The organism is Gluconobacter albidus (assembly GCF_002723915.1).
Classification (GTDB): Bacteria; Pseudomonadota; Alphaproteobacteria; order Acetobacterales; family Acetobacteraceae; genus Gluconobacter; species Gluconobacter albidus.
Genome location: NZ_BEWL01000005.1, coordinates 46,061 through 72,494 on the forward strand (window position 1 = coordinate 46,061; position 26,434 = coordinate 72,494).

General features: G+C 60.2%; 29 protein-coding genes, 1 tRNA gene and 2 riboswitches. Of the genes, 15 read left to right on the forward strand and 15 right to left on the reverse strand.

Going from position 1 to position 26,434, the window contains the following annotated elements:
• Nucleotides 1-30: 30 nt before the first annotated feature.
• From GAL01_RS07665 to mlaD, 3 genes are read right to left on the reverse strand one after another with little or no spacing between them, the layout of a single operon-like run.
• The gene (locus GAL01_RS07665; RefSeq protein WP_062030550.1) at nt 31-708 is read right to left on the reverse strand and encodes a DUF2155 domain-containing protein; all 678 of its coding nucleotides are present in this window, start codon (nt 706-708) and stop codon (nt 31-33) included.
• Nucleotides 705-941 carry a hypothetical protein gene (locus GAL01_RS07670; protein ID WP_062030552.1) on the reverse strand — a complete coding sequence of 79 codons (237 nt, stop codon included), beginning with the start codon at nt 939-941 and terminating at the stop codon, nt 705-707. Before GAL01_RS07670 ends, GAL01_RS07665 begins: the two co-directional genes overlap by 4 nt.
• Nucleotides 942-944: 3 nt before the next feature.
• Nucleotides 945-1,469, reverse strand: coding sequence for an outer membrane lipid asymmetry maintenance protein MlaD (gene mlaD / locus GAL01_RS07675; protein ID WP_062030554.1), 525 nt, complete (start codon nt 1,467-1,469; stop codon nt 945-947).
• Nucleotides 1,470-1,666: 197 nt separating this feature from the next.
• On the opposite strand from mlaD, the gene GAL01_RS07680 reads away from it, so the two are divergent.
• From GAL01_RS07680 to GAL01_RS07720, 9 genes are all read left to right on the forward strand, one after another.
• Nucleotides 1,667-3,190 (forward strand): TSCPD domain-containing protein, encoded by a 1,524-nt coding sequence (locus GAL01_RS07680; RefSeq protein WP_062030557.1) that lies wholly within the window; start codon nt 1,667-1,669, stop codon nt 3,188-3,190.
• Between the two features lie 143 nt (nt 3,191-3,333).
• Entirely contained in the window at nt 3,334-3,702 is a 369-nt protein-coding gene (locus GAL01_RS07685; protein WP_062030559.1) for an AtpZ/AtpI family protein, read from the forward strand.
• Nucleotides 3,680-4,429 carry a F0F1 ATP synthase subunit A gene (locus GAL01_RS07690; RefSeq protein WP_062030620.1) on the forward strand — a complete coding sequence of 250 codons (750 nt, stop codon included), beginning with the start codon at nt 3,680-3,682 and terminating at the stop codon, nt 4,427-4,429. The genes GAL01_RS07685 and GAL01_RS07690 overlap by 23 nt, the downstream gene beginning before the upstream one ends.
• An 81-nt stretch (nt 4,430-4,510) precedes the next feature.
• Nucleotides 4,511-4,738: an ATP synthase subunit C family protein gene (locus tag GAL01_RS07695; protein WP_024717170.1), complete on the forward strand. Its 228-nt coding sequence runs from the start codon at nt 4,511-4,513 to the stop codon at nt 4,736-4,738.
• An 8-nt stretch (nt 4,739-4,746) separates the two neighbouring features.
• Entirely contained in the window at nt 4,747-5,307 is a 561-nt protein-coding gene (locus tag GAL01_RS07700) for a F0F1 ATP synthase subunit B family protein (RefSeq protein ID WP_062030561.1), read from the forward strand.
• 10 nt (nt 5,308-5,317) lie between these two features.
• On the forward strand, nt 5,318-5,818 hold the full coding sequence (locus GAL01_RS07705) for a F0F1 ATP synthase subunit B family protein (protein ID WP_062030563.1): 501 nt from the start codon (nt 5,318-5,320) through the stop codon (nt 5,816-5,818).
• Nucleotides 5,819-5,822: 4 nt separating this feature from the next.
• On the forward strand, nt 5,823-6,590 hold the full coding sequence (locus GAL01_RS07710; protein WP_062030565.1) for a glycosyltransferase family 2 protein: 768 nt from the start codon (nt 5,823-5,825) through the stop codon (nt 6,588-6,590).
• A gap of 73 nt (nt 6,591-6,663) precedes the next feature.
• Nucleotides 6,664-8,316 (forward strand): ArnT family glycosyltransferase, encoded by a 1,653-nt coding sequence (locus tag GAL01_RS07715; protein ID WP_062030567.1) that lies wholly within the window; start codon nt 6,664-6,666, stop codon nt 8,314-8,316.
• 414 nt (nt 8,317-8,730) lie between these two features.
• Nucleotides 8,731-11,169, forward strand: coding sequence for a glycosyltransferase family 2 protein (locus tag GAL01_RS07720; protein WP_231865365.1), 2,439 nt, complete (start codon nt 8,731-8,733; stop codon nt 11,167-11,169).
• 170 nt (nt 11,170-11,339) lie between these two features.
• Here GAL01_RS07720 and GAL01_RS07725 read toward each other — a convergent pair.
• Nucleotides 11,340-11,415: transfer RNA gene (locus GAL01_RS07725), tRNA-Ala, on the reverse strand.
• 142 nt (nt 11,416-11,557) lie between these two features.
• Here GAL01_RS07725 and GAL01_RS07730 point away from each other — a divergent pair.
• Nucleotides 11,558-11,863 carry a YggT family protein gene (locus GAL01_RS07730; RefSeq protein ID WP_062030570.1) on the forward strand — a complete coding sequence of 102 codons (306 nt, stop codon included), beginning with the start codon at nt 11,558-11,560 and terminating at the stop codon, nt 11,861-11,863.
• A 6-nt stretch (nt 11,864-11,869) separates the two neighbouring features.
• On the opposite strand, the gene GAL01_RS07735 is transcribed toward GAL01_RS07730, so the two are convergent.
• The 4 genes from GAL01_RS07735 to GAL01_RS07750 all read right to left on the reverse strand — a co-directional run bounded on the left by GAL01_RS07735 (nt 11,870) and on the right by GAL01_RS07750 (nt 15,494).
• On the reverse strand, nt 11,870-12,079 hold the full coding sequence (locus GAL01_RS07735; RefSeq protein ID WP_062030571.1) for a hypothetical protein: 210 nt from the start codon (nt 12,077-12,079) through the stop codon (nt 11,870-11,872).
• Nucleotides 12,080-12,120: 41 nt separating this feature from the next.
• On the reverse strand, nt 12,121-13,584 hold the full coding sequence (tldD, locus tag GAL01_RS07740; RefSeq protein WP_062030573.1) for a metalloprotease TldD: 1,464 nt from the start codon (nt 13,582-13,584) through the stop codon (nt 12,121-12,123).
• 47 nt (nt 13,585-13,631) lie between these two features.
• On the reverse strand, nt 13,632-14,795 hold the full coding sequence (locus GAL01_RS07745) for an aminotransferase (protein WP_062030575.1): 1,164 nt from the start codon (nt 14,793-14,795) through the stop codon (nt 13,632-13,634).
• A 72-nt stretch (nt 14,796-14,867) separates the two neighbouring features.
• Complete coding sequence (locus GAL01_RS07750; protein ID WP_145995610.1) at nt 14,868-15,494, reverse strand: HAAS signaling domain-containing protein; 627 nt, start codon at nt 15,492-15,494, stop codon at nt 14,868-14,870.
• A gap of 343 nt (nt 15,495-15,837) precedes the next feature.
• On the opposite strand from GAL01_RS07750, the gene glnA reads away from it, so the two are divergent.
• Both glnA and GAL01_RS07760 read left to right on the forward strand, forming a co-directional pair.
• Complete coding sequence (gene glnA, locus GAL01_RS07755; protein ID WP_062030622.1) at nt 15,838-17,220, forward strand: type I glutamate--ammonia ligase; 1,383 nt, start codon at nt 15,838-15,840, stop codon at nt 17,218-17,220.
• Between the two features lie 85 nt (nt 17,221-17,305).
• Nucleotides 17,306-17,935 carry a trimeric intracellular cation channel family protein gene (locus tag GAL01_RS07760; protein ID WP_062030579.1) on the forward strand — a complete coding sequence of 210 codons (630 nt, stop codon included), beginning with the start codon at nt 17,306-17,308 and terminating at the stop codon, nt 17,933-17,935.
• Nucleotides 17,936-17,959: 24 nt separating this feature from the next.
• On the opposite strand, the gene GAL01_RS07765 is transcribed toward GAL01_RS07760, so the two are convergent.
• The 5 genes from GAL01_RS07765 to gcvT all read right to left on the reverse strand — a co-directional run bounded on the left by GAL01_RS07765 (nt 17,960) and on the right by gcvT (nt 23,242).
• Nucleotides 17,960-18,172, reverse strand: a complete 213-nt coding sequence (locus GAL01_RS07765) for a heavy-metal-associated domain-containing protein (protein WP_077803642.1) — start codon at nt 18,170-18,172, stop codon at nt 17,960-17,962.
• Nucleotides 18,173-18,259: 87 nt separating this feature from the next.
• A complete protein-coding gene (locus tag GAL01_RS07770; RefSeq protein ID WP_062030581.1) occupies nt 18,260-18,571 on the reverse strand; it encodes a putative quinol monooxygenase in 312 nt (103 codons plus the stop codon).
• A gap of 197 nt (nt 18,572-18,768) precedes the next feature.
• Nucleotides 18,769-21,624, reverse strand: a complete 2,856-nt coding sequence (gcvP, locus tag GAL01_RS07775; RefSeq protein WP_062030583.1) for an aminomethyl-transferring glycine dehydrogenase — start codon at nt 21,622-21,624, stop codon at nt 18,769-18,771.
• A 76-nt stretch (nt 21,625-21,700) separates the two neighbouring features.
• Nucleotides 21,701-22,060 carry a glycine cleavage system protein GcvH gene (gene gcvH / locus GAL01_RS07780; RefSeq protein ID WP_062030585.1) on the reverse strand — a complete coding sequence of 120 codons (360 nt, stop codon included), beginning with the start codon at nt 22,058-22,060 and terminating at the stop codon, nt 21,701-21,703.
• A gap of 36 nt (nt 22,061-22,096) precedes the next feature.
• On the reverse strand, nt 22,097-23,242 hold the full coding sequence (gcvT, locus tag GAL01_RS07785; RefSeq protein ID WP_062030587.1) for a glycine cleavage system aminomethyltransferase GcvT: 1,146 nt from the start codon (nt 23,240-23,242) through the stop codon (nt 22,097-22,099).
• 80 nt (nt 23,243-23,322) lie between these two features.
• Nucleotides 23,323-23,399: riboswitch (glycine riboswitch) on the reverse strand.
• A riboswitch (glycine riboswitch) is annotated at nt 23,400-23,489 on the reverse strand.
• Nucleotides 23,490-23,580: 91 nt separating this feature from the next.
• Between gcvT and GAL01_RS07790 the strand changes: the two genes are divergently transcribed.
• From GAL01_RS07790 to GAL01_RS07800, 3 genes are all read left to right on the forward strand, one after another.
• Complete coding sequence (locus tag GAL01_RS07790; protein WP_062030589.1) at nt 23,581-23,883, forward strand: putative quinol monooxygenase; 303 nt, start codon at nt 23,581-23,583, stop codon at nt 23,881-23,883.
• 3 nt (nt 23,884-23,886) lie between these two features.
• Nucleotides 23,887-24,168 (forward strand): putative hemolysin, encoded by a 282-nt coding sequence (locus GAL01_RS07795; protein WP_062030591.1) that lies wholly within the window; start codon nt 23,887-23,889, stop codon nt 24,166-24,168.
• A 114-nt stretch (nt 24,169-24,282) separates the two neighbouring features.
• A complete protein-coding gene (locus tag GAL01_RS07800) occupies nt 24,283-24,711 on the forward strand; it encodes a MarR family winged helix-turn-helix transcriptional regulator (RefSeq protein ID WP_062030626.1) in 429 nt (142 codons plus the stop codon).
• Between the two features lie 35 nt (nt 24,712-24,746).
• Here GAL01_RS07800 and speE read toward each other — a convergent pair whose 3' ends face one another.
• On the reverse strand, nt 24,747-25,619 hold the full coding sequence (speE, locus tag GAL01_RS07805; protein ID WP_062030593.1) for a polyamine aminopropyltransferase: 873 nt from the start codon (nt 25,617-25,619) through the stop codon (nt 24,747-24,749).
• Nucleotides 25,620-25,682: 63 nt separating this feature from the next.
• On the reverse strand, nt 25,683-26,162 hold the full coding sequence (gene speD / locus GAL01_RS07810) for an adenosylmethionine decarboxylase (protein WP_062030595.1): 480 nt from the start codon (nt 26,160-26,162) through the stop codon (nt 25,683-25,685).
• Nucleotides 26,163-26,434: the final 272 nt, after the last annotated feature.

The following is a 26,434-nucleotide window of genomic DNA, read 5'->3' on the forward strand; positions in this document are numbered from 1 at the left end:
GTTTCTGGGTCATTCCGCCCCGTCCCATCCTCATTCGAGGCCGGGATCAGCCTCGGGAGGCGTCAGGGGCTGCCCTGAAGGCGGCGCCGGAGCAAGGGACGGTGCCGCACCTGTGGAGGGCGCGAGCGGAATGGGATTATGACTGTCCGGAGCAAGCGGTACAGGACCACCCGAGGCGGAACTGGGCGCAGATACCGGAGCATCGCCGCCTTCTTCCACCGGAACGTCCGCACCGGCGAGCACGGGCGCCTTTACCGCCGGCAGGGGTCCCGCCTGCGGTGCCGTCGGCACACCCGCACAGGAGACAACGCGCACATCGTACAAAGGGCTGCCATAAGTTGCGACAGAAGGTTCCTGCGCCAGCATCCAGCCATCAAAAGGCGGCCGTCCTGGGTCGCTGCTGTCCTTCAGATGCAGCAGAGCCCCGGCATCCGCCGCCAGCGTCTGCGGCCGGCTGACACAGGACTCAACCCCAACCGAAAGACTGCGATAGGTCGCACTCCCGCCCACAGGAACCGTCAGAAGTTCCAGATGGCCGTCCAGCCGATCGAGAACACGCAGCACCGCCTGTGACTGCCCCTGCCAGGTCGCAGCCGGATACATGACCGGGGGCGCCACGCCCATCGCAGCCTGCGCTACCCCCGACAGACACGCCCCGGCAAGGCCGCACAGAAGCGCCGCCCGGCCCGTAATACGCCGTTTCATCATGACGGTTCTCCCCCGGAGCGCCCCTGCAAAGGATTCTTCAGATCCGACAGCATGACCTGAAACGTCTGCAACATCGCCTGTGGCGCAACCCCCATCAGAACCCCGTCTTCAAAAGCATCCTGGAGCGCCTGACGCAATTCCGCATCGTTCTCGCGCAGGATCTGCACCTTCTCCACACAGGACACGGGGTTCCCCTCATGGTCGACCCACAGAAAAGCACCTTCCTGCGTCATGACTCAGGGCTCGTCCGACAGACTGCCCGCAGCCGGCTTGGACGCAGCAGCCTTCTGGCTCTTCTGCAAAGAATCCGTCACGGAGAAAATGAACTTGCTCAGAAGCTGCTCCAGACTGATGGAGCCTTGGGTTTCCGTCATGACACCGCCGGGCTTTACCAGCGAATCCGCCCCACCCGGAGACAGCGCAATATACTTGCCACCCAGCAGGCTGTCAGACGTCACGATCGCAGCGGAATCCGTGGGCAGCTTCACATCTGGCGCCAGCGTAAACGTCACCTGCGCCTGAAACGTCTTCGGATCGACCGTCGTGCCGGTCACATGCCCGACGGTAATTCCGGCCAGACGCACATCGGACCCCACATTCAGCCCGTCGATCTGGCTGAACGAGGCATGAACCGGATAGCCTCCGTCGTTACCCTGATGATGCCCGACCATCGCCGCCACCAGAAGTCCCGCAAGGCAGACAAGGACTGCGAACCCGGCCAGAAGCTCCAGCCGGTCATGGCGGACCGTAACAGCGGTCATGACAATACCCTCGTGAAAATCATCCTTCCTGCACTACCCGACTCCGCTTCCCGCGTCCAATCCCCCCGCAGAAATCGTCCCGATCAGGCGTGGGAAAAATGTTATCCCCCATATCCCCATGTTCCCACCCATTAGCGCCCGTCGAGAGGCCCTTTTCCGGCTTACGGCCCAACCGGCACAGGGCGTAGATTTACATCATGACAGCTCGCCTTCACTGGACCGGCGTTCGCATGAGGACGCTTCAGGTCATGACCGACCCCGACGACAGCGCCATGCGCTCCGTCACCCTTCCCGCTGCCTGGGATGACGAGGCCGCACAGGCCCTTGCGCGCATCACCCTGAATGGCGGACCGGTCAGACTTGCCGCCGAAGCCGCGCGCTGGGTGGACACGATCGACGCGTGCCCCCCTCTGCCCGGCACCCCGGCGAACACCCCCGCTCCGGGGCGCAGCCTGTCCTATCTTCTGCTGATGCAGCAGATGACCCCCAATACGGCGCTGTGGCAGTGCCAGCCGGACGAAGCGCCGGGCTTCACCATCCGCCTGTCCAGCTTCGTGCAGGATTCCGGATTCGCCACGGAACATTTCGTCGCCTGCCTGCGTCTGGCCTGCGACGCCCTGCGCCGCCTTCATGCCGCAACACGGATCGAACGCACCGGCGAGCTGCCCCTGTTCGATCTGCCCGCGAAGCCTGAAGACGAAGCCGCAGGTCTCGTCCTCCTGACCGATCTGGACGCCTGCCTGGCGGCCCTCGGTCTCGACTATGACAGCGACGACGCCCGGAACGCGGCCCGCGCCCTGTCCGCACTCGCCACCACGGTGGCCCGCGCCGGGACGAAACTGCCGCCGCCCGCCATCCCGGAATCCCCGCTGACAGACCTCCGCGCCGCTGCATCCTCGGCCTACAGTACACAGGAAGGTCGGCATTTCTGCCCGATCGAAACCGGCTTTTCCTCGCCCGGTCCGACCGAGGGGCTTCTGGGCGTCGAAACCTGCGGCCTCGCCCCGGCATTTTCTCCCCTGCGCGAAGACGGACATCTGCGCGCCTCCACGCTGACCCGGCTGGCCTGCCGTGGCCTGACGCCCGAATCCGCGCTGGCACTGGCGCTGGCGGGCGAAACGCCGCTGCCGCCCGTTCGCCCCGAAGCACAGGGCGCCATGCATACAGCCCTCAAAAGCGTTGTGGATTTCCTGCCCGCCGTCCCCGAACCCGATCTCGCCGATCTTCAGGCCAGACTGGCCCGCGGCGTGCGGCGTCCACTCCCGATGCGCCAGACCGGTTTCACCCAGCGCGCCGCAGTGGGAGGGCACAGCCTCTTCATGCGCACCAGCGAGTTCGAAGACGGAACGCTCGGCGAAATCAGCATCACCCCGCCCCGCGAAAGCCCCATGGCCCGCGGCCTGATGGACTGCCTGGGTCATGCCGTCAGCATCGGCCTGCAATATGGCGCCCCGCTGGAATCCTTCGTGGAGCGATTCGCTTATACGCGCTTTGGCCCCGCGGGCACCGTGGAAGGCGATCCCTCCACGGCCTACGCGACCTCAATGCTGGATTATGCCTTCCGCACCCTGTCGGACGCCTACCTCGGTCAGCCCATGCCCGACGCCCCACGCCTCGAACCCGGTTCGGAAGACCCCGCCCCCATGCTTCCCTTCGGACGAAGCTCGGGCGAGAGCCCGGAATGGAAAGACCGCGGACGCCGCCTGAAGCTGGTCAGCTAGGGCGAAAACGGGTTTCGATGGCTCCGGCGAGCAGAATACATTGACAGTCAACGGACTCGCCGGTAGCTAGCGCCTGCGCTGAGAAGGAATCCGGTTGAATGGCCGGGTGAAAACGATGCGTACAGGGTAAGGGATCAGATCTCATGGGACACGCCCCTGCCGGTAACGACGGAAACTTCGACGAACGCCTCCGGCGTGCCCGTCAGAAGCTCGATCCCCGCTCAGGGGAATTCGCCGTAACCGACGCGGGCAATGATGACAGTTCCATGTCATCCCTTGGACTGGCGATCCGCGTGGGAACCGACCTTGTGGCCGGGCTCGCGGTCGGTGTAGCCATAGGCTACGCCTTGGGTCACTGGTTCGGGTACAGGGCTTTGTTCCTGTCCGTCTTCGCCCTGACGGGATGTGGTGCCGGCATGTTGAATGTCTGGCGGGTTTTGAAGGATTCGGACATGGTGTCCGGACCGAAAGATGACGGGAGAAGCCAGCGTGGCAGCCGGATCGACGATTGACGCGCTCGGACAGTTCGAGCTCCATCCGGTTCTCGGACATCTGGGAGAAGCCCTGCGGTTCTCGCAGTCACCACTGTTCATGCTGATCGCCGTCGCCATTGTTCTCGTTTTTCTGTATGTCGGAATGCGTCCTGCCGCCGTTGTGCCGGGTCGCCTTCAGGCCGCCGCCGAAATCAGCTACGACTTCGTACATGACCTTGCCGTCAGCACGATCGGCGAAAATGGCGCGACGTTCTTCCCGTTCGTCTTTGCGATTTTCTTCTTCATCCTGGCCGGCAACTATCTCGGTCTGCTGCCCTTCTCCTTCACGTACACCAGCCACATCGCCGTGACCTTTGGTCTGGCCATCATGGTGTTCGTCATCTCGATCCTTGCTTCCATCCGTTTTCAGGGTGTCGGCTTCCTCAAGCACTTCCTGCCCGCTGGAACGCCTGTCTGGCTTGCTCCGCTGCTGGTGCCGATCGAGCTCATCTCTTTCCTTTCGCGTCCGGTCAGCCTGTCGATCCGACTTTTCGCCAACATGGTGGCGGGTCACGTGCTTCTGGAAGTGTTTGCCGGCTTCACGATCATGCTCGCCGGTCTGGGCGCATTCGGCCATGTCCTGGCCATCGCCCCGATCGCGATCAATGTCGCGCTGACGGCCCTAGAACTGCTGGTGGGTGTGCTGCAGGCCTATGTGTTCGCCATCCTCACCTGCATCTATCTGCGTGAGGCCGTCGCTCACTGAGCCACCCCGCTTCGCACTAACCCTTTAATCGACCCAACAAGGAACCTGACAATGGACGTTCAAGCCGCTCACGAATTCGGCATCAGCATCGCCCAGGCCGCCCGTGACCTCGGTGCCGGTATTGCCGTTTTCGCCCTCGCCGGTGTCGGCATGGGTCTCGGCAACATCTTCTCCACGCTGATCAGCTCGGTTGCCCGCAACCCGGCTTCGCGTCCGCATGTCTTCGGCATCGGCATGCTGGGCTTCGCGCTGACGGAAGCCGTCGCGCTGTTCGCCCTGCTGATCGCGTTCCTGATCCTGTTCGCCTGAGGTCGAACATGTACCGTACGCCACGCCTCTTCCTGTTCGCCGCTCCGCTTGCGGCCGTGCCGGGCCGTGCCGTGGCTGCGGGCATGCCACAGCTGAACTTTCACGATCCGCTGCTGATCGGACAGGTCGTCTGGGGAGCCGTCATTTTCGGCGGCTTCTATCTCGGCCTGAGCCGCTTCGCACTGCCGCGTGTCGAACGGGTCCTGACCAACCGTCGGACCCGCATCCAGAGCGATCTGGATGTTGCCCGCAAGGCAAAAGCCGAGGCTGACCGCGCCAGCGCGGAACTCCTCAGCGCCCGTCATGAAGCAGCCGAGCAGGCCCGCGCCCACGTGGAGCGGATCCAGAGCGAAGCCCGCGCCAACGCGGATGCTCACGCTGCGGAAACGGCCAAGCGTCTCGAAACCGAGATCGCAAACGCCGAGACCCGAATCACCCAGTCCCGTGAACAGGCCCTGTCCAGCCTGTCCGAGATCGCCACCAGCACCGCCCAGGATCTGGTTTCGCGTCTGATCGGTACACAGGACGAACAGTCTGTCGCCAGCGCCGTCAAACGCGTCAGCGCCTAAGGAGACGATGATGTTCCACGATCCCCGGTTCTGGACCGCTCTCGCCTTCGTCCTGTTCTTCGTCATTTTCGGGCGCAAGCTCTGGGTAGCCCTTACCGGCCACCTGGATGCCCGCGCTGAAAGCGTCCGTCACGACCTCGACGAAGCAGCCCGCCTGCGTCGCGAAGCCGAGCAGATGCTGGAAGATGCCACCCGCGAGCGTGAAAAGACCCTGGCCGAAACACAGGCCATGCTTGCACGCTCCGAAGCCGAGGCCGCCGGTCTGGCAGAACGCGCCCGCAAGGACGCTGAAGCCGCCGCAGCCCGCTACGAGAAGATGGCGCAGGATCGGATTCACGCTGCCGAGCGCTCGGCCATCCGTGAAATTCAGGATCGCGCTGCCCAGATCGCAGTCGCCGCAGCCCGCGACGTTGTGTCGACCCGCCTGACGGAAAGCCCCGACATCGCCTCCAGCCTGCTCGACCAGAGCATCAACAGCCTGCCGGAAGCCCTTCGGCGCTCCGCTGCCTGATCCGATGCCCACCTCCACGGTGCAAGGTTCCTTTCATGACGACGGACAGCCCATAAGGCTCTCCGTCGTCATGGCCGTTCTGAACGAGGCGGACAATATCCTCCCCGTCTGTCAGGAACTGGCTGAGACCTTCGGTGCCGACCCTTCAATAGAAATTCTGGCCATTGACGACGGCAGCACTGACGCCACCGTCAAAAAGCTGCTGGAAGCCCGGCAGACCCTGCTGCCCCGCCTGCGGATCATCAGCCATCCGAAGCGCCTCGGAAAATCAGCCGCTCTCCGAACAGGCATCACCGCCGCGAAGGGACAATGGATCGCCACCATTGACGGCGACGGGCAGGATGATCCGTCCGCCATCCTGACAATGCTGGAGCGTGCGACATCGACTCCGGACGCCCCGCCTCTGGTGGTCGGCGTCCGGCGCAAGCGCAACGACCGCCTCTCACGCCGGGTCGCCACGCGCTTCGCAAACGGACTGCGCCGTCGTCTCCTGAACGACGGCTGCCCCGATACAGGCGCACCGCTCAAGCTCTTCCCGCGCAACCTCTTCCTGAAAATTCCACAATTTGAAGGCGTCCACCGCTTTCTTCCCGCCCTGCTGGGACATTACGGCGCACCGCTGATCTGCATCGAAGTCCAGCATCGCGCCCGACTGCATGGCAGCTCGAAATATACCAATTTTAACCGGGCTCTTGTGGGTATCCGTGACCTTCTGGGCGTCATGTGGCTTCAGAACCGCACGCATCTGCCCGATCACCTGACCGAACACTGAAACCGTCACCGGGTCACGCTTTCGCGGCTCCCTGCCGCACGTCCGGCCTGACAGAACGGCGCGGAGAGTGCCCATGATCCTGAACCTCCGGCATTATGCTTTTCTGGGGCTGCTGGCCTTTCTGCTCGCCCTGCCAGGCCGCATGACACTTCCGCCGCTTGACCGGGACGAACCGCGCTACATGGAAGCATCGGAACAGATGCTTCTCTCGCACAACTTCATCGACGTCCGCTTTCAGGACAAGCCACGCTATCTTCAGCCAGCCGGAATCTATTGGTTGGAAGCGGCCTCCACCGCTACCGCCGAAAAAATCTTTGGCCCATCGGTGCTGCGCAAGACCTGGCCGTACCGGATTCCCAGCCTGCTCGCCGCCACGATGATCGTGCCATTGACGGCCTGGATCGGCGCAACCCTGTTCGGAGGCCCCACCGGCCTGATGGCCGCTGGCCTGCTGATGGTCTCGACCCTGTTCGTCGCCGAAAGCCATATGGCGACCATCGACACCGTCCTGCTGCTTGATATCCTGTGTATTCAGGCCGCACTTCTGTGCGCCTTCACCGATCGACAAAAAAACCGCCCCACCCATCTCCGGGTCGCGGTTGCCTACTGGCTCGCTCTGGGTGTGGGTCTCATGCTCAAGGGCCCCGTCGTCCTCATTCCGGGTTTCGGCACCCCTCTGGCCCTGTGGCTGATGGAGCGGGGCCGGTCATGGTGGGCACGTCTTCGCCCCCGCTGGGGCTGGCTCATCATGCTTGCCGTCGTCGTTCCCTGGTGCGTCGCCATCGAAGTCATCAGCGGCGGAGACTTCTTTGCCCGTGCGGTCGGACGCAATTTTCTCGGCAAGGTGGCCCATGGTCAGGAAGCCCACGGACTGCCCCCCGGCTTTCACCTTCTGGTCTTCGGACTGGCCTTCTGGCCCGGATCGCTTTTCGCCGCCCTCGCCATCCCGGCCGTCTGGAAGAACAGAAAACTTCCACAAGTCCGCTTTCTGCTGAGCTGGATTCTCCCACACTGGCTGGTATTTGAACTGATCGCCACCAAACTCCCCCACTACGTCCTGCCGACCTATCCCGCGATTGCCATTCTCACCGCAGCCAGCCTGATGATCTGGCCCATTCCCAAAAGCCCGCGATGGGCAAAAGCCCTGCTCGGCGCTTACGGCGTTGTGTGGACAATCCTCGGTGTCGGCTTCTGCTTCGCTGGCAGTATTGCTCTCTACAGTCTTGATTACACAGTCTCTCTCTCAGCGCTGATCGCTCTGGGCGGTGCCCTGCCGCTGGTGCTCGGAGCTGTCATGCTGCTGCTGAAACGGGACCGCAAACAGGCTGCCTTCTGCGCCATGGGCGCAGCCGTCATCGCTCATGCCGGCCTTTTCCTAGGCGTCATCCCTAATCTGCAAACCATCCGCCTCAGCCCCCGGATCGCAGACCTCTTCGAAAACGTCCGTCCCTGCCCTGACAGCATCCTCGTCTCTTCATCCTATTCAGAGCCAAGCCTCGTCTTCCTTGCCGGTCCCAACACTCAGCTCATAGGCCCCGCAGCCGCAGCAGAATATCTGCACAATCACCCGCAATGCAGTCTGGCGTTGATTGATCGCCGGGATGAACCCATTTTTAATAAAGAATTAACCAAATACGGCCTCGACATTGTCGAGTATGGGCGCCTTCAGGGCATCAATTATTCAAACGGACATCATCTTGATTTAGGGCTTTTCGCCCCTCGATGACTGTACACATCGCAGAATTCAGACGATACTGGAGAAAATATGGGATCTTAATGGCGCGTCCCGCGTATCATAAAATTGAAACCTCGCGTGTCTCACGCTCTGATATTTGATAACAAACAGTCAACATAACCAAGTCTTTGACGGCGCCAGTTTTTATCCTAAGCTTGAAATACTATGTCAGAATCAAAGCATTAATGATTTGTCAGGAGAAAATTAATGATTATCTGCCAAATTGATGAATTTTCTGTTAACGGTATACGGGGATGGGCAACAGATACTGAAAATCCCTCGCAGCCCGTATTCCTTCACGCTTTGGCAGACGGTCAGGAATTCCTTCAGTTTCATTGCACGGATCTGCGTGAAGATGTGCATGCCTCCGGTATTCCTTCACTCAATACCGGCTTCCAGATCCCAATGCCGCACAGCCTTCTTGACGGCAAAACACATACTATAACCTTCAAAAACCGCCTCCAGCAGATTGAAATCTATTCACAAGGCCAGGGGCTGGAACATATTTCCTTCTCTGGCAGGCTCCCTGTAGAAACCCATTCTTTCGTCGATGGCCTGAAACAGGGCGTTCTGAATGGCTGGGTCGTCCGTGGCAATGCAGCCGAAGGATGGAAGGGGGGCCAGCAAATTCTCGTGACCTGTAACGGTCAGAAAATTGCCCAGATCGAGGCCAACAGATATCGAGGCGATGTTGGAAAAGCCCTGTCCTGTGACCCTTATTGCGGCTTCCAGTTTTCGCCACCAGACCTATATCGCAAACCCTACGAGCAGGAATTCCGTTTCTACGTCCTGCCCGATATGCTGGAAGTTGCCAACAGCCCATGTCTGACCAGCTTTGTCACGGACGCCAACGAATCCCTGATCATTGACGTGATCGACCAGATTGACGCGCTCCATGTGGAACTGACGCGCCTGCGCCGCAAAGTCAGGGAAATTCTCCCGCAACCCGGATTTACCATCGCCGATTATCATTCCTGGGCAACGGCCTACTTCCCGGTTCTTCGCAAATATGTCGACCGTACCCGCAACGATGACCTTATCTTGGGGAACCCGCTGGTCAGCATTGTCTGTCCGGTCTGGAATCCGGATCTCACGGATTTTACAGCAGCAATCGAAAGCGTCCGCGCCCAGACATGGCAGAACTGGGAACTCATCCTTGTTGATGACTGTAGCAAAAATGCTGAACTGCGCGCCGTCATCGAAGATTTTGCCAAAGCTGACTCCCGCATAAAGCCGCTCTTCCAGAAACAGAATGGTGGCATCAGCATTGCGACCAATGCGGGACTTGAAGCCGCCCAAGGTGAATGGGTCGCGTTTTTCGATCACGATGATCTGCTCGCGGATGTCGCCGTCGAATACATGCTCCGGGAAGCCACAAGAAGCCGCGCCGATCTGATCTATTCAGACGAAGATAAAATTGACGCCAGCGGTTATTACCGGGAGCCCGCTTTCAAAACGGACTGGAACTATAGGCTTCTTCTTGGCGTCAACTATGTCTGCCATTTCGTGATGATCCGTCATTCTGCCCTGCAGAAAGTCGGCGGCCTCAACAAGGAATATGACGGCGCACAGGACCACGATTTCCTGCTTCGCGCCTCCGAGCACATTCCTTCAGAAAAAATCCATCACGTTCCTGAAATTCTGTATCACTGGCGCATCACTGCAAATTCAACGGCTTCCGACATTGGCAACAAGCGCTATGCCATTGATGCGGGCATCAAAGCGGTGAACGACCATCTCGAACGTCGCAATCTGCCCGCAAATGTCGATTCCCAGATGGGAATGACGCTTTACACAGTGAACTGGCAGTTCAATCAGTTTCCGTCGGTCACGATCATCATTCCCTACAAGGATGAAATTCCCACGACCGCCCGCTGCCTGGATGCCATCCAGAAATATACACGCTATCCGAATTACAAGGTTATTCTGGTCAACAACTGGTCGATCACAGAGGAAGCGGAGGCTTTTGCACAGAAAGTCGATGACATTCCCAATGTTGAGATCCTGACCGTCAAAGAACCTTTCAACTACTCCCGCATCAACAATCTCGCAGCAAAAGACGAAACATCCGATTTCCTTTTATTCCTGAACAACGACGTTTTTGTTGAGCAGGAAAACTGGCTCGAAATCCTTGTCAACGAAGCCCTTGCAGATCCGCAGGTTGCAATCGTCGGCGGCAAATTCGTCTATCCCAATCAGACCGTGCAGCACGCCGGGGTCCTGCTCGGGATCGGTGATGTCGCCGGGCATGCCCATGTCGGCATCCCGCGGAACGAAGGCGGTTACGCAGGTCGTGCCTACTTCCCACAGGAAATCTCGGCTGTGACCGCCGCCGGAATGCTGATCCGTCGTCCAGCCTTCGAACTGGTCGGAGGCTTTGACGAAGAGCACCTCAAAGTCGCGTTCAACGATATTGATCTGTGCCTCAAGGTGCGCGACGCTGGCTACAAGGTCATCTGGACCCCGGATTTCTGTGCAGAGCATCATGAAAGTCTGAGCCGCGGCAGCGATGATCGTCCTTCAACAGAACGCCGCTTCTTCCACGAAACGCAGTTCATGATTGAAAAATGGGGCAATACGCTTCGTGCGGATCCATTCTACAATCCGCATTTCACCCTCGACAGACAGGTCTTTTTTGACCTGACAATCCCGGGCGTGGATGAAACGCGATATCCCCCTCTCGAATCTGCGAGAAAGAAAATTCGTCCTCTCTGGGACACTTCAACGCTCACAGCAGAATCAAAGCCGTCTCCTGCCACGAAAAAGCCCGTGACTAAAAAAATCCAGACCAAAACCCGGATCAAGAAACCCTCTGCTACAACCGCAGCCAAAGCGGCTGAATAACACCGAAGTTCTTCGATAAATAAATTCAACCGGCCATGGGCTGCTGCATGCAATAATGCAGTCCATGGCCTATTGGGTATGGCCAGATCGAAAAACCGTTTCCTGACAAATCAACGACAAGAAAAAAGCAGTTTTCAAAAACTGTCTTATTTAAGAGAAAGAGATGACCGTGGTGGAGCTGAGGGGAATCGAACCCCTGACCTCCTCATTGCGAACGAGGCGCTCTCCCATCTGAGCTACAGCCCCACGGTCAAGCAATAGTTCTCCTCTTCCCACACACTGTCAAGCAGAGCTGCGCGCAGGATGTTGTTCTGTGCTACTGCTATGGCTACAAGCTTTTTCCGACCGGCCTTTCGGCTGCCCCGACCGACATTCGACGAGGTTTTACATGGTTGCCCTGCACGCCATTATCCTGATGCTGATCCAGGCTTTCGTATGGATTCTTCTGGCGTATTGCATTCTGTCGATGCTGCTTGGTTTCGGGATTCTCGATATCCGCAACCGCTTTTTCTATTCCATTTTCAACACACTGGCCAAGATCGTCGAGCCCGTGATGTCGCCAATCCGCAATATCCTGCCAAATACGGGTGGCATAGATTTTGCCCCCATGGTGGTCCTGCTGCTGATCCAGTTTCTGGTCTATCCGGCCGTAAACCGGATCTTTTTCATGCTCGCAACCCAGAGCAGCTTTTAAAAAGCTTTATCTCAGGAAGCGCCACACATCTTCAAGCGCCTCAATGAGGCTGTCAGCGGTTTCCTGATGCAGCATCCCGTCCGGACGTTGCATCAGGACCGACCATTTCCCTCCCTGCGGGCGCTCCATCTTGATGCTCCAGTCCCCGGGAATACGGGAGAAAACCCGCTCCATACGTGCTTCAGCCGTTAACGGCTTTGCGTAATTATGTCCCATCGCTGATTGCTTTCGCCTTTCCGACCGAGATTTTTCGAGGGTCAGCCCGTACCACCCACCGTCAGACCGGAGATTTTCAGGGTCGGCTGCCCAACACCTACCGGCACACCCTGCCCAGCCTTGCCGCAGGTTCCAATCCCCGGATCAAGCGCCACATCGGACCCGATCATGGAAATCTGGTTCATGGCATCCGCCCCGTTTCCGATCAGAGTCGCCCCCTTTACCGGACGGACGATTTTCCCGTCTTCCACCAGATAGGCTTCCGAGGCCGCAAACACGAATTTTCCCGACGTAATATCAACCTGCCCGCCGCCGAAATTCACGGCATAGAGGCCCCGTTTGATCGAGCGGATCATCTCGTCCGTCGTGGCACTCCCTTCCAGCATCAGCGTATTGGTCATGCGAGGCATCGGAGCATGAGCATAGGACTGGCGACGCCCGTTTCCGGTCGATTTCGTTCCCATCAGCCGGCCATTCAGACGGTCCTGAAGATATCCGGTGAGAATCCCATCCTCAATCAGCACTGTCCGGGACGTCGGCGTGCCTTCATCATCAACACTAAGCGACCCCCGACATTCGGGTAGCGTTCCGTCATCAACCACGATCACGCCTGGAGAGGCCACACGCTTGCCGATCATCCCTGAAAAGGACGACGTTCCCTTGCGGTTGAAATCCCCTTCCAGCCCATGACCTACGGCCTCATGGAGCAGAATGCCCGGCCAGCCCGGCCCAAGCACCACATCCATCTCGCCCGCAGGGGCCGGCGCTGCATCCAGTGTGATCAGGGCCTGTTTCAGCGCCTTGTCGACAGCATCCCGCCACGTTTCCGGGGCCAGCAGACGGTCCAGTTCGTAACGACCACCCAGACCACAGCTTCCACTCTCGCGCTGACCATCCTTTTCCACAACGACCGACACGTTCATCCGCACCAGAGGTCGCAGATCCGCAACAGCGCCCCCGGCATCCGCCCGACGCATGATCTGCACCGCCTGCCATTCGGAGCTCAGCACGGCACTTACCTGCACCACACGGGAATCCAGCCCCCGCGCATAGGCATCAATTTCGCTCAGAACCGCAGCGCGGGCCGCAAAATCCGTCCCCTCAAGCGGACGGGAGTCTCCATAGAGCCGCTGGTTCGTCGCCTGCGGCCCTGGCGCCATAACGCCACTCCGTCCCTGCCGAACGGCCCCTACCGTACTGACGGCCCGCGCCAGAGCCTCGCGGCTGATATCGTCAGCATGAGCAAAAGCCGTCTCCGTTCCCAGAACAGCCCGCAAACCAAACCCTGAAGACGTATTGAAGCTGGCCGAACGGATCGTCCCGTCATCCAGACTGATACTCTCGTTTTCCCGATATTCCAGAAAAAGCTCACCGTCATCCACACCCTCAAGCCCCCGATCAACGAGTGCCTTGGCATCGTCACGGGTCAGCTTTGAATCAGGCCGCCCGAAAAACAGGGCATCGGTCGTCGCAAGAGCGCCCAGAGCATCAGCAGCAACAGACATGAAAAATCTCCAGACAGAAACAGAAAACGGGTGGCAGAACCGTGCTTTTAAGAAAGGGCTTTTTCCAGCCGTTTCAAGGCTTCGGAGAGGATCTCGGGCTTTTTGCAGAATGCGAACCGGATCAGGTTCTGCGGTGGAGCATCCCCCTCAGGGTCATAGAAGGCTGAAACCGGAATCGTCGCGACCCCTGCATGCTCAACCAGCCAGCGCGCGAAGTCCACATCATCGCGCCCATCCGCATGACGTGAGATATCCGCCACGATGAAATAGCTTCCATCGGCGGGCAATGTCTCAAAGCCCAGACGATGCAGACCGTCCCGCAACAGATCCCGCTGCATTTCCATCTGCGCCGACAGAGCCTGGTAATAGCTTTCGTCCTTTTTCAGCCCATAAGCCACAGCCCGCTGAAGGTTCGGAGCAGTCGCGAACACCAGAACCTGATGCGCCTTCGCCACCACCGATGCCAGCGCGGCCGGCGCGGTCACATAGCCGACTTTCCATCCCGTCAGAGAGAAACTTTTGCCCGCACTTCCGATCCGCATGCACCGCTCCCGCATTCCCGGCAGCGTCATCAGAGGCATATGTTTCACGTGAAACGTCAGGTGTTCATAAACCTCGTCACAGATCGCATACGCATCATACTCCCGCACCAGATCCGCAATCAGTTCAAGCTCCTCGCGGACAAAAACCTTCCCGGACGGATTCATCGGCGAATTGAGCATGATCGCCTTGGTCTTCGGCCCAAACGCTGCCCGCAATTCCGCTTCCGGCAGCGACCAGTGCGGCGGCTGAAGCCGCACACAGCGTGGAACGGCTCCCAGAAGCCTGAGCGCCGGCAGATAGGTGTCATAAAGCGGCTCGATCACCACCACCTCATCCCCCGGCTCCACCACCGCCATCAGACAGGCCGCCAGTGCTTCGGTCGCCCCGGACGTCACCACAACTTCCGTCGCCGGATCGACCTCCAGCCCATAGAAACGTCGGTTGGAAGATGCCACAGCCTCGCGCAGCTCCAGCAGCCCCGTCAGCGGCGCATACTGGTTACGCCCGTCCTGCAGCGCCTCCGCAGCCACCTGAATGATATCCTGCGGCCCCTCCGTATCCGGGAATCCCTGCCCGAGATTGATCGCCCCATGTTTTACGGCCAGCTGGGACATGATCGTGAAAATGGTCGTCGGAAGACCCGCAAGATACTGATTCGGAGTTTTCATTGATGAGGTCCAGAACACACGAAAAACACAAAGCGCCTCACCATTGCAGGCCAGCGCGGGGCTGAAAAGCCTTTAGTCCCGCATCCGTGTTTTCCGACGCATATCGCGCAGCAGGATCTGCCCCAGCCCCCGCATAAGAAGCATCGCCAGCACGATCAGAACGATCCCGACACCACAGGAAACAATAGCTGCCGTCCAGGAAAGGGGAACGGCATTCTTCGGTGCACCATCCGTCGTAACCGTGATGGAAAACAGACTGTCATGCACGCCGAATACGTCCTGCGGAACAAAGAACCGCAACGCGGGCATCGCCGCCAGCAGAACCCCCGCCAGACCGAACACAATGACCACCAAGCCACCAGCAAACGCCAGAAGGCTTCCCGCAGCCAGCCGCAACACAACCCACAACAGGGCAAACGGATTGGACTGCTGCACCCCGACCGACAGCTCATGCCGGATCGTAAAACGTGCAGCCAGCCTGCCCGGCTTCCCCAGCTTTTCCAGAAGTGCCTGTACGGCGCCATCGCCCAGCCGCGCCTGCGCCGCAACCTGCGCCCGCACTTCAGCAACAATCAGGTCCCGCTCGCTCTCGGGCAGGCTCAGCAGGCCGCCCCGGAATTCATGCAGATAACGCTCAACCGGCAGGGACAGAAGATCACTGTCTTTCCAGCCATCCAGAGATTCGGCAGCACGGGTCATGAGGATATTTCCCAAAAAGAGTCTCGCTGCCCTCTTTCCATGCAAGTTCCGGACCAGACGTGGAAAGCTTTGATCCGCTTCCGCAAGATTCTACCTCAAATCCGCAGAATGGCGTAATTTCCCATACTCGACAGACGGGCATTTGTCGCTTAATCGTTTTGCAGCCGTTTACACGATGCAAGGCGACAGATCGATGGCCAAGAAAGCCCCCACTTCCTCTACCGCGACACCGAAGGCCGCCCCGGCGCGCCGTACCTCGAAGGCCGCAGCGCCCAAGGCTGCCCCCGCAGCTTCAGGCAAGCCGCCCGCTCCGAACCCGCAGGCCGTGGCCCGCGTCTTCGAGATGATCCAGGAGCACGCGGCGGAATTCGTCGATCTGCGCTTCACCGACCCGAAGGGCAAGTGGCACCACACGACCCAGACGGTCTCGACCATCGAAGACGACACCTTCGTCGAAGGCTTCATGTTCGACGGCTCGTCCATCCAGGGCTGGAAAGCCATCAACGAGTCCGACATGGTCCTGCTTCCGGATCCGGAAACGGCCGTCATGGACCCGTTCTCCGCCAAGCCGCAGCTGATCCTGTTCTGCGACATCATTGATCCGAAGACGGGCAATTTCTACAACCGCGATCCGCGCTCGACCGCCAAGCTCGCAGAAGCCTATCTTAAGTCAGCCGGCTTCGGCGACACGGCGTTCTTCGGTCCGGAAGCCGAGTTCTTCATCTTCGACAACGTGCAGTTCGGCACAGGCCCGAATTTCGGCACGTATCAGCTCGACAGCATCGAAGGTCCCGGCGCCTCCATGAAGGCCTATCCGGAAGGCAACATGGGCCATCGCCCTGTCGTCAAGGGTGGCTACTTCCCGGTCCCACCCGTGGACAGCGAGCATGACCTGCGCGCCGAAATGCTCTCGACGATGGGCGAAATGGGCCTGCCGATCGAAAAGCACCACCACGAAGTCGCACAGTCGCAGCACGAGCTCGGCACGAAGTTTGACACGCTCGTGAAGTCCGCCGACTTCATGCAGATCTACAAGTACTGCGTGCACAACGTTGCCCATTCCTACGGCAAGACAGCCACGTTTATGCCGAAGCCGATCTCGGGCGACAACGGCTCGGGCATGCATGTCCACCAGTCCATCTGGAAAGACGGCAAGCCGACCTTCGCCGGTGACAAGTATGCAGACCTGTCCGAAGACGCGCTGTTCTACATCGGTGGCATCATCAAGCACGCGAAGGCTCTGAACGCCTTCACGAACCCGTCCACCAACTCCTACAAGCGCCTGATCCCGGGCTTCGAAGCGCCCGTGCTTCTGGCCTACTCCGCAGCGAACCGTTCGGCTTCGTGTCGTATCCCGCACGCGACCAACCCGAAGGCCAAGCGCGTCGAAGTCCGCTTCCCGGACCCGATGGCAAACCCCTATCTCGCGTTCGCCGCCATGCTGATGGCCGGCCTCGACGGCATCCGCAACAAGATCCACCCGGGCGACGCCATGGACAAGGATCTGTACGAACTGCCGAAGGAAGAACTGGCCCAGATCCCGACGGTCTGCGGTTCGCTCCGTGAGGCTCTCGAAGCCCTCAAGGAAGACCACGCATTCCTTCTCGAAGGCGGCGTCTTCACCAAGGACCAGATCGAAAGCTACATCGACATCAAGTGGCCGGAAGTCTACAAGTTCGAACACACGCCGCATCCGGCAGAGTTCGAGATGTACTACTCGGTCTGATCCGGGTCAGAACATCACGTCTACGGAAAGCCCGGCCTTCGTGCCGGGCTTTTCTGTTTTCAACACACCACGTCAAGACGGCCCGATGATCCCTCCCGCCCTTCAGGCCTTCTCCTCCTCCGCTCTGCCCGTCCTCGACATTGCAGGCACGATCGTGTTCGCGATTTCCGGCGCGATCGAGGCCGCACGCGCGCGCCTGACCATCGTGACGTTCATGTTCTTTGCTGCCATTACCGGCGTCGGTGGTGGAACCGTGCGGGACCTGCTGATTGGCGCCCCCGTCTTCTGGATGCACACCTCCATCCCGATTACGGCCTGTCTGCTGTCCGCCATTGCCGTGTGGTTCACCCCGGCCCGCTTCTGGCCAGCCCGCGCCGTGGAATGGTTTGACGGTCTCGGGATCGCAGCCTATGGCGTCTTCGGCTCAGCCAAGGCGCTGGCCTACGGCATCCCGCTGATCCCGGCGGCTCTCATGGGAATCGTCAGCGCCTGCATGGGCGGTATTTTCCGGGATGTGCTGGCAGGCGTGCCGTCCATCATCATCCGGCCGGAGCTCTACGTCACGGCCGTTGCCCTGGCGTCAGGAGCCTATGTCTCCCTGACGGCGCTGGGTCTGAGCACCACAATTGCCGCAGATCTCGCCGTTCTGGCCGGCTTCAGCCTGCGCGCTGCGGCCCTCATCAAAGGGCTCGGCCTGCCGCATTACAAACGATAGGCGGCAGGCGCGTTCAAACGCCTGTCAGGCGATAACGTCGAACCCGACATCTTCCACGACATGCTGCAACGCCACCGGCGTCACTTTCTGCTCATCATACTGAATGGCAGCCTGTCCCGGATCAAGCGTTACCTCTGCGGACGACACACCCGGAACATTGGACAGGGCGGACTGCAACTTGCCCGAACATCCATTGCACGACATCCCGTCAACCTTGAACGTCACCATCGAAACCATAACAGACTCTCCTGTCTTCAAAGGCTGCTCCGCAAAACAGCCGATCCCCGAGTGGGACATATTCCCGGAAAAATGCAAACAGCTTTTTCAGGCTGCGTCAGCTGACTCGTCCAGCGGCTGGACCTTCATGATTTCAGCCTGCGCTCCACATTTCGCAAGCACCTCACCCAGAACCTTGAAATGCGGTGACGCCAGATGCGCTTCAAACCCGGCTTCCGAAGCCCAGATTTCGTTGGCAACGAAGCGGCCAGCCTTTTCCGTATCCCGGCTGATCACATACTGGCGGCAGGCCTCCTCCTTGCGCGAAGAGACAACACAGGCCGCAAAAGCCTGCTCGGCAGCGGCAGCGTGTTCGGCGGCAACCGTAACAATGGCCGTGATGTGAACCGTCTGGCTCATGATGGAACTCCTCATCAACAATAGAAGCTACCCCATCCGCATCTTCCGAAAGCGGGCAGCGTTTCACGTGAAACCATACCTCACCCCTTTGTGAGAAAGAACCCATGCCGGGTATCACACCCACAAAGACCGAACAGCAAAAAGGCGCCTCCCCGCAGGAAGGCGCCCTGTCCCGAACACCAGACGGAAAAAGCCGCTCAGCCTTCCGCGTAGGTCGAAATATCCGGGCAGGAACAGACGAGGTTCCGGTCCCCCCAGGCATTGTCCAGACGCCCGACCGGCGACCAGTATTTCGACGTGTCCACACCACCTGGGAAACACCCTGCCTCGCGGCTGTAGGAACGGTCCCACGCGCCTGCCAGATCCGCCGTGGTATGCGGCGCAAAACGCAGCGGGCTGGCGTCCATCGCCACACGCCCGGCTTCGACTTCGGCAATCTCCGCACGAATGGCGATCATCGCATCGCAGAAACGATCCAGCTCGCCCTTCCCTTCGGATTCCGTCGGCTCAATCATGAACGTCCCCGCCACCGGGAAGCTGACGGTTGGTGCATGGAATCCGTGGTCGATCAGACGCTTGGCGATATCATCCACCGTCACACCGACCGTGTCCTTCAGCGGCCGCAGATCCACGATGCATTCATGCGCCGTAAAGCCGTTGGTGCCGCGATACAGAACCGGATAATGCCCTTCCAGACGCGATGCGATGTAGTTCGCATTCAGGATCGCCATCGTCGTCGCCTGACGCAGTCCCTCGTCGCCCATCATCATGATGTAGGCCGCGGAAATCGGCAGAATGGACGCCGAGCCGTAAGGCGCTGCGGATACCGCAATGCCATGCTGTCCCGGCAGATACGGCGCAAGATGCTTGCCCACGCCGATCGGCCCCATGCCCGGACCGCCACCGCCATGCGGAATGCAGAACGTCTTGTGCAGGTTGAAATGCGAGACATCCGCGCCATAAAGCCCCGGACGTGCCAGACCAACCTGTGCATTGAGGTTCGCGCCATCCAGATAGACCTGACCGCCGGCGGCATGAACCAGTTCGCAGATCTCCACGATCCGCTCCTCGAACACGCCATGAGTGGACGGATACGTGATCATGATGGCCGCCACGCGCCCGTCATGCTGCGCAATCTTCGCCTTCAGATCCTCGACATCAACATTGCCATTCTCATCGCAGGCCACGACAACAACCCGCATCCCGACCATCTGGGCCGAAGCCGGATTGGTCCCATGCGCGGACGCCGGAATCAGGCAGACATCGCGGTTCTCGTCCCCACGCGCGCGGTGATAACCACGGATCGCCAGAAGCCCGGCATACTCACCCTGCGCGCCGGAATTCGGCTGAAGCGACACGGCGTCATACCCCGAAATCGCACAGAGCGTGCGCTCCAGATACGCGAACAGCTCGGCATAACCCTGAACCTGATCGGCGGGCGCGAACGGATGAATCCGCGCGAATTCCGGCCAGGTGATGGGGATCATCTCCGCCGTCGCATTGAGCTTCATGGTGCAGGAGCCCAGCGGGATCATTGTCCGGTCCAGCGCCAGATCCTTGTCCGCCAGCGCACGCATGTAGCGCAGCAGATCCGTCTCGGAACGGTGGGTATGGAACACAGGATGCGTCAGCAGCGGCGCCGTACGGGACAGACCCTCCGGCAGCGCATCCGTCACATCGAGCGCCTGCTCGACAGACGCCAGATCCGCACCCTCACCCGCAAACGCCGCCCAGACCGCACGGATCGTCTCCGGCGTCGTAGTCTCGTCACAGGACACGCCAATCCGGCCATTCCCCGCATCGCGCAGATTGATACCGGATGCCACGGCCCGCGCCAGAACCTGCGGTGCCGCGGCACCCGCCTGAACGGTAATCGTGTCGAAGAATACGTCCGTCTCGACGCTCGCGCCCAGAGCCTTCAGCCCCGCGGACAGGATCGCCGCCATCCGGTGTGTACGTGCAGCAATCGCCTTCAGCCCTTCCGGACCATGATACACCGCATACATGGACGCGATGATCGCCAGAAGCGCCTGCGCCGTGCAGATGTTGGACGTCGCCTTCTCGCGGCGGATATGCTGTTCGCGCGTCTGAAGCGCCAGACGATAGGCGGGCTTGCCCGCACTGTCGCGCGACACGCCAACCAGACGTCCTGGCATATGCCGCTTGAACGCATCGCGCGTCGCCATGAACCCCGCATGCGGGCCACCAGCCCCCATCGGCACGCCATAACGCTGCATCGAGCCAATCGCGATATCCGCGCCCAGCGCACCAGGGCTTTCCAGCAGCACCAGAGCCAGCGGATCGCAGGCCAGAGCCGCAATCGCGCCCTTGTCGTGCAGCGCCGCAATCACGCCGCGCAGATCCCGCACGCGCCCCGAAGAGCCGGGATAGGACAGCAGTGCGCCGAACACGGAAGACGCGTCCAGATCCGTCTCCGGATCCCCGACCACAATATCCCAGCCCAGCGGCTCGGCCCGCGTGCGGATCACGGCAACCGTCTGCGGGTGCGTGTCGGCATCCACGAAGAACGCCGTCGCCTTCGACTTGCCCACGCGCTGCGCCAGCGCCATGGCTTCCGCACAGGCGGTGCCCTCGTCCAGCAGGGACGCATTGGCAATGTCTAGCCCAGTCAGATCCGCCACCAGCGTCTGGAAATTCAGCAACGCCTCAAGGCGGCCCTGGCTGATTTCGGGCTGATACGGCGTGTAAGCCGTGTACCAGGCCGGATTTTCGAGAATGTTCCGCTGGATGACCGGCGGCAGAACCGTGTCGTAATAGCCCTGCCCGATCATGGAGGTCAGAACCTGATTGCGCGACGCGATCTGACGCAGACGCACAAGCGCATCCTGCTCGGTCAGGGCCGCACCAATCCCGTGATCCCCGCGATCGAGAATGGCGGCCGGAATGGTCCGGTCGATCAGGTCATCGAGACTGGACGCGCCAACAACCCGCAGCATCTCCCCGATTTCGGAAGGGCGCGGGCCAATATGGCGGGAGCTGAAATCTTCGGTCTGGGCAGGCCACAAGGTCGTCACAGGCAGGTTCTCTGGCATTTCATGAAAAGCGGAGGCGGGAATTCGGGGCAGGCTGAAAGAAAAACGGGGCCTGCCAGCGCAGACCCCGCAAGCCTCAGAGGCTCTTGTACTGTTCGGCCGTCAGCAGGCCCTTGAGGTCGTCCGGGTTGGAAACCGTCATGCGGAAAATCCAGCCCTCGCCTTCCGCATCGCGGCCCACCAGCGTCGGATCATCGGACAGCGCGTCGTTGAAGCCCGCAAGCGTCCCCGCAACCGGCGCATAGATGTCGGACGCTGCCTTCACGGACTCCACAACCGCGGCCGCATCACCGGCGGCAACTTCCGTGCCCTCGTCCTTGGCTTCAACGAACACCAGTTCGCCCAGCTCTTCGGAGGCATGCGTGGTGATGCCAACAGTCGCCTGCTCGCCATCGACGCGGATCCATTCATGGGACTTCGTGTAATAGGTCGTCATTGCTGCTTTTTCCTGATCTGAAATTCGACTGTAAGTTCAGCGCTTGAAACCGGGTGCCACGAACGGCATCGCCCGCACATGCAGTGGCACATACTTGCCCCGCAGTTCCGCAAAAACGGGTGTGTCCAGCGCCGCATGATCCGACGCGACATAGCCCATCGCAACAGGAGCCTTCACGCTCGGGCCAAACGCCCCGGACGTGACCACCCCGATTTCCTTCTGCCCCTCGGCATCGGCAAAGAGCTTCGCCCCCGCCCGCACCGGAGCCCGACCTTCCGCCAGCAGACCCACGCGCCTGCGCGAGACACCATCGCGCGTCTGCTTCAGCACGACCTCCGCCCCCGGATAGCCGCCAGCGCGGGACCCGCCCTCACGACGCGCCTTCTGGATCGCCCAGCCCAACGAAGCTTCAACCGGCGTGGTCGTGACATCAATGTCATTGCCATACAGGCACAGCCCGGCTTCAAGACGCAGCGAGTCCCGCGCGCCCAGACCAATCGGCAGCACATCCGGCTGCGCCAGGATCGCACGTGCGATTTTTTCAGAATCCGCGCCCGCACAGCCGATCTCGAACCCGTCCTCGCCCGTATAGCCGGACCGCGACACCGTCACCTTCACGGGCCCAGTCGCAGTGGCCAGTTCGGTCTCGATCACATCCATGAAGCGCATGTCCTTCACGGCCGGGCAAAGCGGCGCCAGAGCCGCTTCCGCAGCCGGCCCCTGAAGCGCCATAAGCCCCCGATCAAACTGGCGAGTCACAACACACCGATCAGACAGCGCGGCCTCGATCCGGTCTGCGTCCTGAACCTTGCAACCCGCGTTCACGACCACCAGAAGATCATGGCCCATATTGGCGACCATCAGATCGTCCAGAATGCCACCCTCTTCATTGGTCAGCAGTCCATAACGCTGGCGCCCGGCGGCAAGCCCGACGTAATCCGCCGGGACCAGCGTCTCCAGAGCCGCAGCCGCGTCCTTCACGTCGCCGCTTTTCGCGGCAATGCGGATCTGCCCCATATGGGACACGTCGAACAGACCAGCCTTCTCGCGCGTATGCAGATGCTCCGCCATCAGTCCCGCAGGGAACTGGATCGGCATCTCAAAGCCTGCGAACGGCACCATCTTCGCGCCAAGTTCCAGATTCAGATCGTAAAGGGGAGTACGCTGGAGGGAATCGCTCATACGAAAAAGCCCGGTCCATTCTATCTCAAAACGTGAAGATGCAGACGCCCCGGCTTCCCGCAGAATGCGGCCGGAAAAACGTCGCCCCTTCTGTCCTTTCGCCTGAGATCGCTATCCCGTCGGCGGATGCGTCAAGCGCACCTCTCTCCAGAATGTCCTGACCGCCTCGGTCCTTTGGCCTGAGAGTTTCCGGGGCGGTTGCTCCTTCGGCGCCAGCCTCTCGGCCGGTCTCTCCCGTGTCGGTCCTTCCGATCCTGCCAGTTTCCGAAAAACTCCGCAATCGTTACGATCGCTCCTGCGTTGTGTCCCGAGACCTTAAATGCACAAAGGAGAACTCCATGGCTGGCGAACTGACGGTCATTGCCGAATTCGAGACCACACCGGCAACCTATGACAGATTTCTCAAGGTCTGCGCCTATGACAGCGAACGCTCCGTCGCCGACGAATCCGGCTGCCACAGCTTCACGGTCCTCTCGCCTGAAACGGAAGCCGATACCGTCATCCTGGTGGAAGTCTATACCGACCGCGCGGCCTTCGAAGAGCACCTCAGGACCCCGCATTTCGAGGTCTTCGCAAACGCTGTAAAAGAACTGGACATCAAGGAACGCAGCGTCCGCTTCCTGAAGAAAAGGGCTCCCTGAGCAATGCATCTTTCAAGCACGAAACACCTCCTGGCCATCACCCTCCTGTGCGGCACGGTGTCCGCCTGCGCTTCCCATCCGCAGCACAATCCGCGCACCCGCCTGATCGGCATTCCCAACCCCGCCAGCGTCTATTGCACGCAGCAGGGCGGCCGACACGGTGATGTCCGGACTGCAGGCGGCGAAACCGGCACCTGCACCTTCCCGCCCAACCAGATCTGCGACGAATGGACGCTCTACCGCGAGCACCGCTGCGTCGCCCCGCTGGCCAAAATGACACCCTGATTTTTCAGCCTGGTCAGATCAAGCCCGGTCAGGCCCGAAAGAGCCGCCGGGTTTTTTCATGACCTCAATACATAACATGTTATGTATTCTATCCACATGACCCCCGGAATCCGCATGACCGCCCCCTCTCCCCTGAGCGCCCTGACCACCCGCAACACCAGGCTCTTCACACTCCTGCTGGAACGCGAACTCAAAAAGACCGGCCTCCGGATCGGCCAGCTCCCCGTGTTGCAGGCTTTGCAGGACGGAAAGACCCTCAATCAGAAAGCGCTTGCGGATTTTGCGGATATCGAACAGCCAGGCATGACGACACTTCTCGCCCGGATGGAACGCGACGACCTGATCCGGCGCGAACCAGACCCAACAGACCGCCGCAGCACACTGGTCACCCTGACACTGGACGGCCAGCGGAAAAGCCGGAATATCGTTCCTGTTATGGAACATTTAACCGACACAGCACTCAAGGGGTTTACACCCCTCGAACGCGATATTCTCGTAACACTTCTGGAACGGATTAACAGCAGCCTGAAAGAGCAGCTGTAACCGCCTGCCCCTTTAATGAAGAGGCAGGCGCGGAATCATTTTCCGGTCTTCGGAAGATGCTCGGCAATATAAGGCGGCAGGTTGAACGCCCCGACATGGATCTCCGGCGTCCAGTAGCGCGTCGTACCCACGATCTTCGCAGCATCCGCACGGGCGCGGATCTGCTCGACCGTCTGCGTGTTCGGTGCCTGCCCCTTGGAGGCCACACCCAGCGTCATGAACCCGCCGACATAGGTCGGAACAGCCGCCACATACGCACCGACATGCGGGAAGAACTTCGCACGACGCAGGCTCGTCTCATGCAGTTCATCCGCCTGCATGAACGGAACGCCACACTGGTTCACGATCAGACCTTCGTCCGACAGGATGCGCGCGCAGTTGCTGTAGAACTCGTCCGTGAACAGCACTTCGCCCACACCGATCGGATCGGTGCTGTCGACGATGATCACATCGAACGCGCCATCAGCCGCCTTCAGAACATAGTCGATGCCGTCGCCGACAATGACCTCGGCCCGCGGGTCGTTCCAGGCATCTCCGGCAATGTTCGGCAGATACTGCTTGGACAGTTCGATCACCGCACCGTCGATCTCGACCATGACAGCCTTCTCGACCGTCTCATGCTGCAACACGCGACGCAGAACGCCACCATCACCCGCACCGATGATCAGAACACGCTTCGCACAGGGATGCGCCAGCAGCGGCACATGCGTCAGCATTTCCTGATAGACGAACTCGTCACGCTCGGTGATCTGGATAACGCCGTCCAGAACCAGCACGCGGCCGTGGCTGGAACTTTCGAACACCACCACATCCTGAAAGTCGGATTTTACCCGTGCGAGTTCGCGCGTAACGAGAAAACGCTGTCCCCAGTCCGGGTACAGTGTCTCGTTGAGCCATGTTTCAGCCATGGATCATCGTTTCCTTGTCGGAGTATATTGAAAAAGGGCCGGTGACCCGGCCCTTTCATCAGTTCAGACCGCCTTTGCGGCCTTGTCCTGCACGCGGCCGCGCCGCACGGCATCGACCTCGATCCGGCCGGCCTGGAACAGGCGCTGCATCACCGGAATCGACAGGTTCGGATCACACACGCCGCACATGAACACGTCCACAGCGGCATAATTCCGCTCCGGCCACGTGTGGATCGAAATATGGCTTTCCGCCAGCACGATCACGCCCGACACGCCGCCATTGGGCGTGAAGTGGTGAAAATGGCTATGCAGGATCGTCGCGCCAGCCGCAACCGCAGCTTCGCACAGCGTTTCATCAATCCGCGTCGGATCATCGAGATTCCGAGCGTCCCAGAAATCGATCAGCAGGTGATTGCCAGCAAAACGCTCGCCATCACGCTCAATGAAGTAATCCTTGCGCTCATCTTCAACAAAGTGAGCGTCGCTGTTCTGGATATCTCTCGGGAGTTCCGATACCATCCCCAGTTGAGCAAGTGCGTTCATCACGTACCCCCAAACCAGTAGACAGCCTGTTGGGCAAAAAATGCCCCCTTGGGCCAGGAAGCGCGCTAGTTAGCGGCCCCTCCCCCCTGATGCAAGCACTTTATGGGGCGATTCCCCAATATGTCACATATCTCCCCCGCCCCATGTCCCCATTGCATGAGAAAGAGGTTTTCCCTTTCCTGCACACAGGGCTGGAACGCGGAAAATTCTTGAATCCAAGACCCCGCATACAGTTCGGGCGCCGGATCTGCGGGAAACGAATCCCACACATT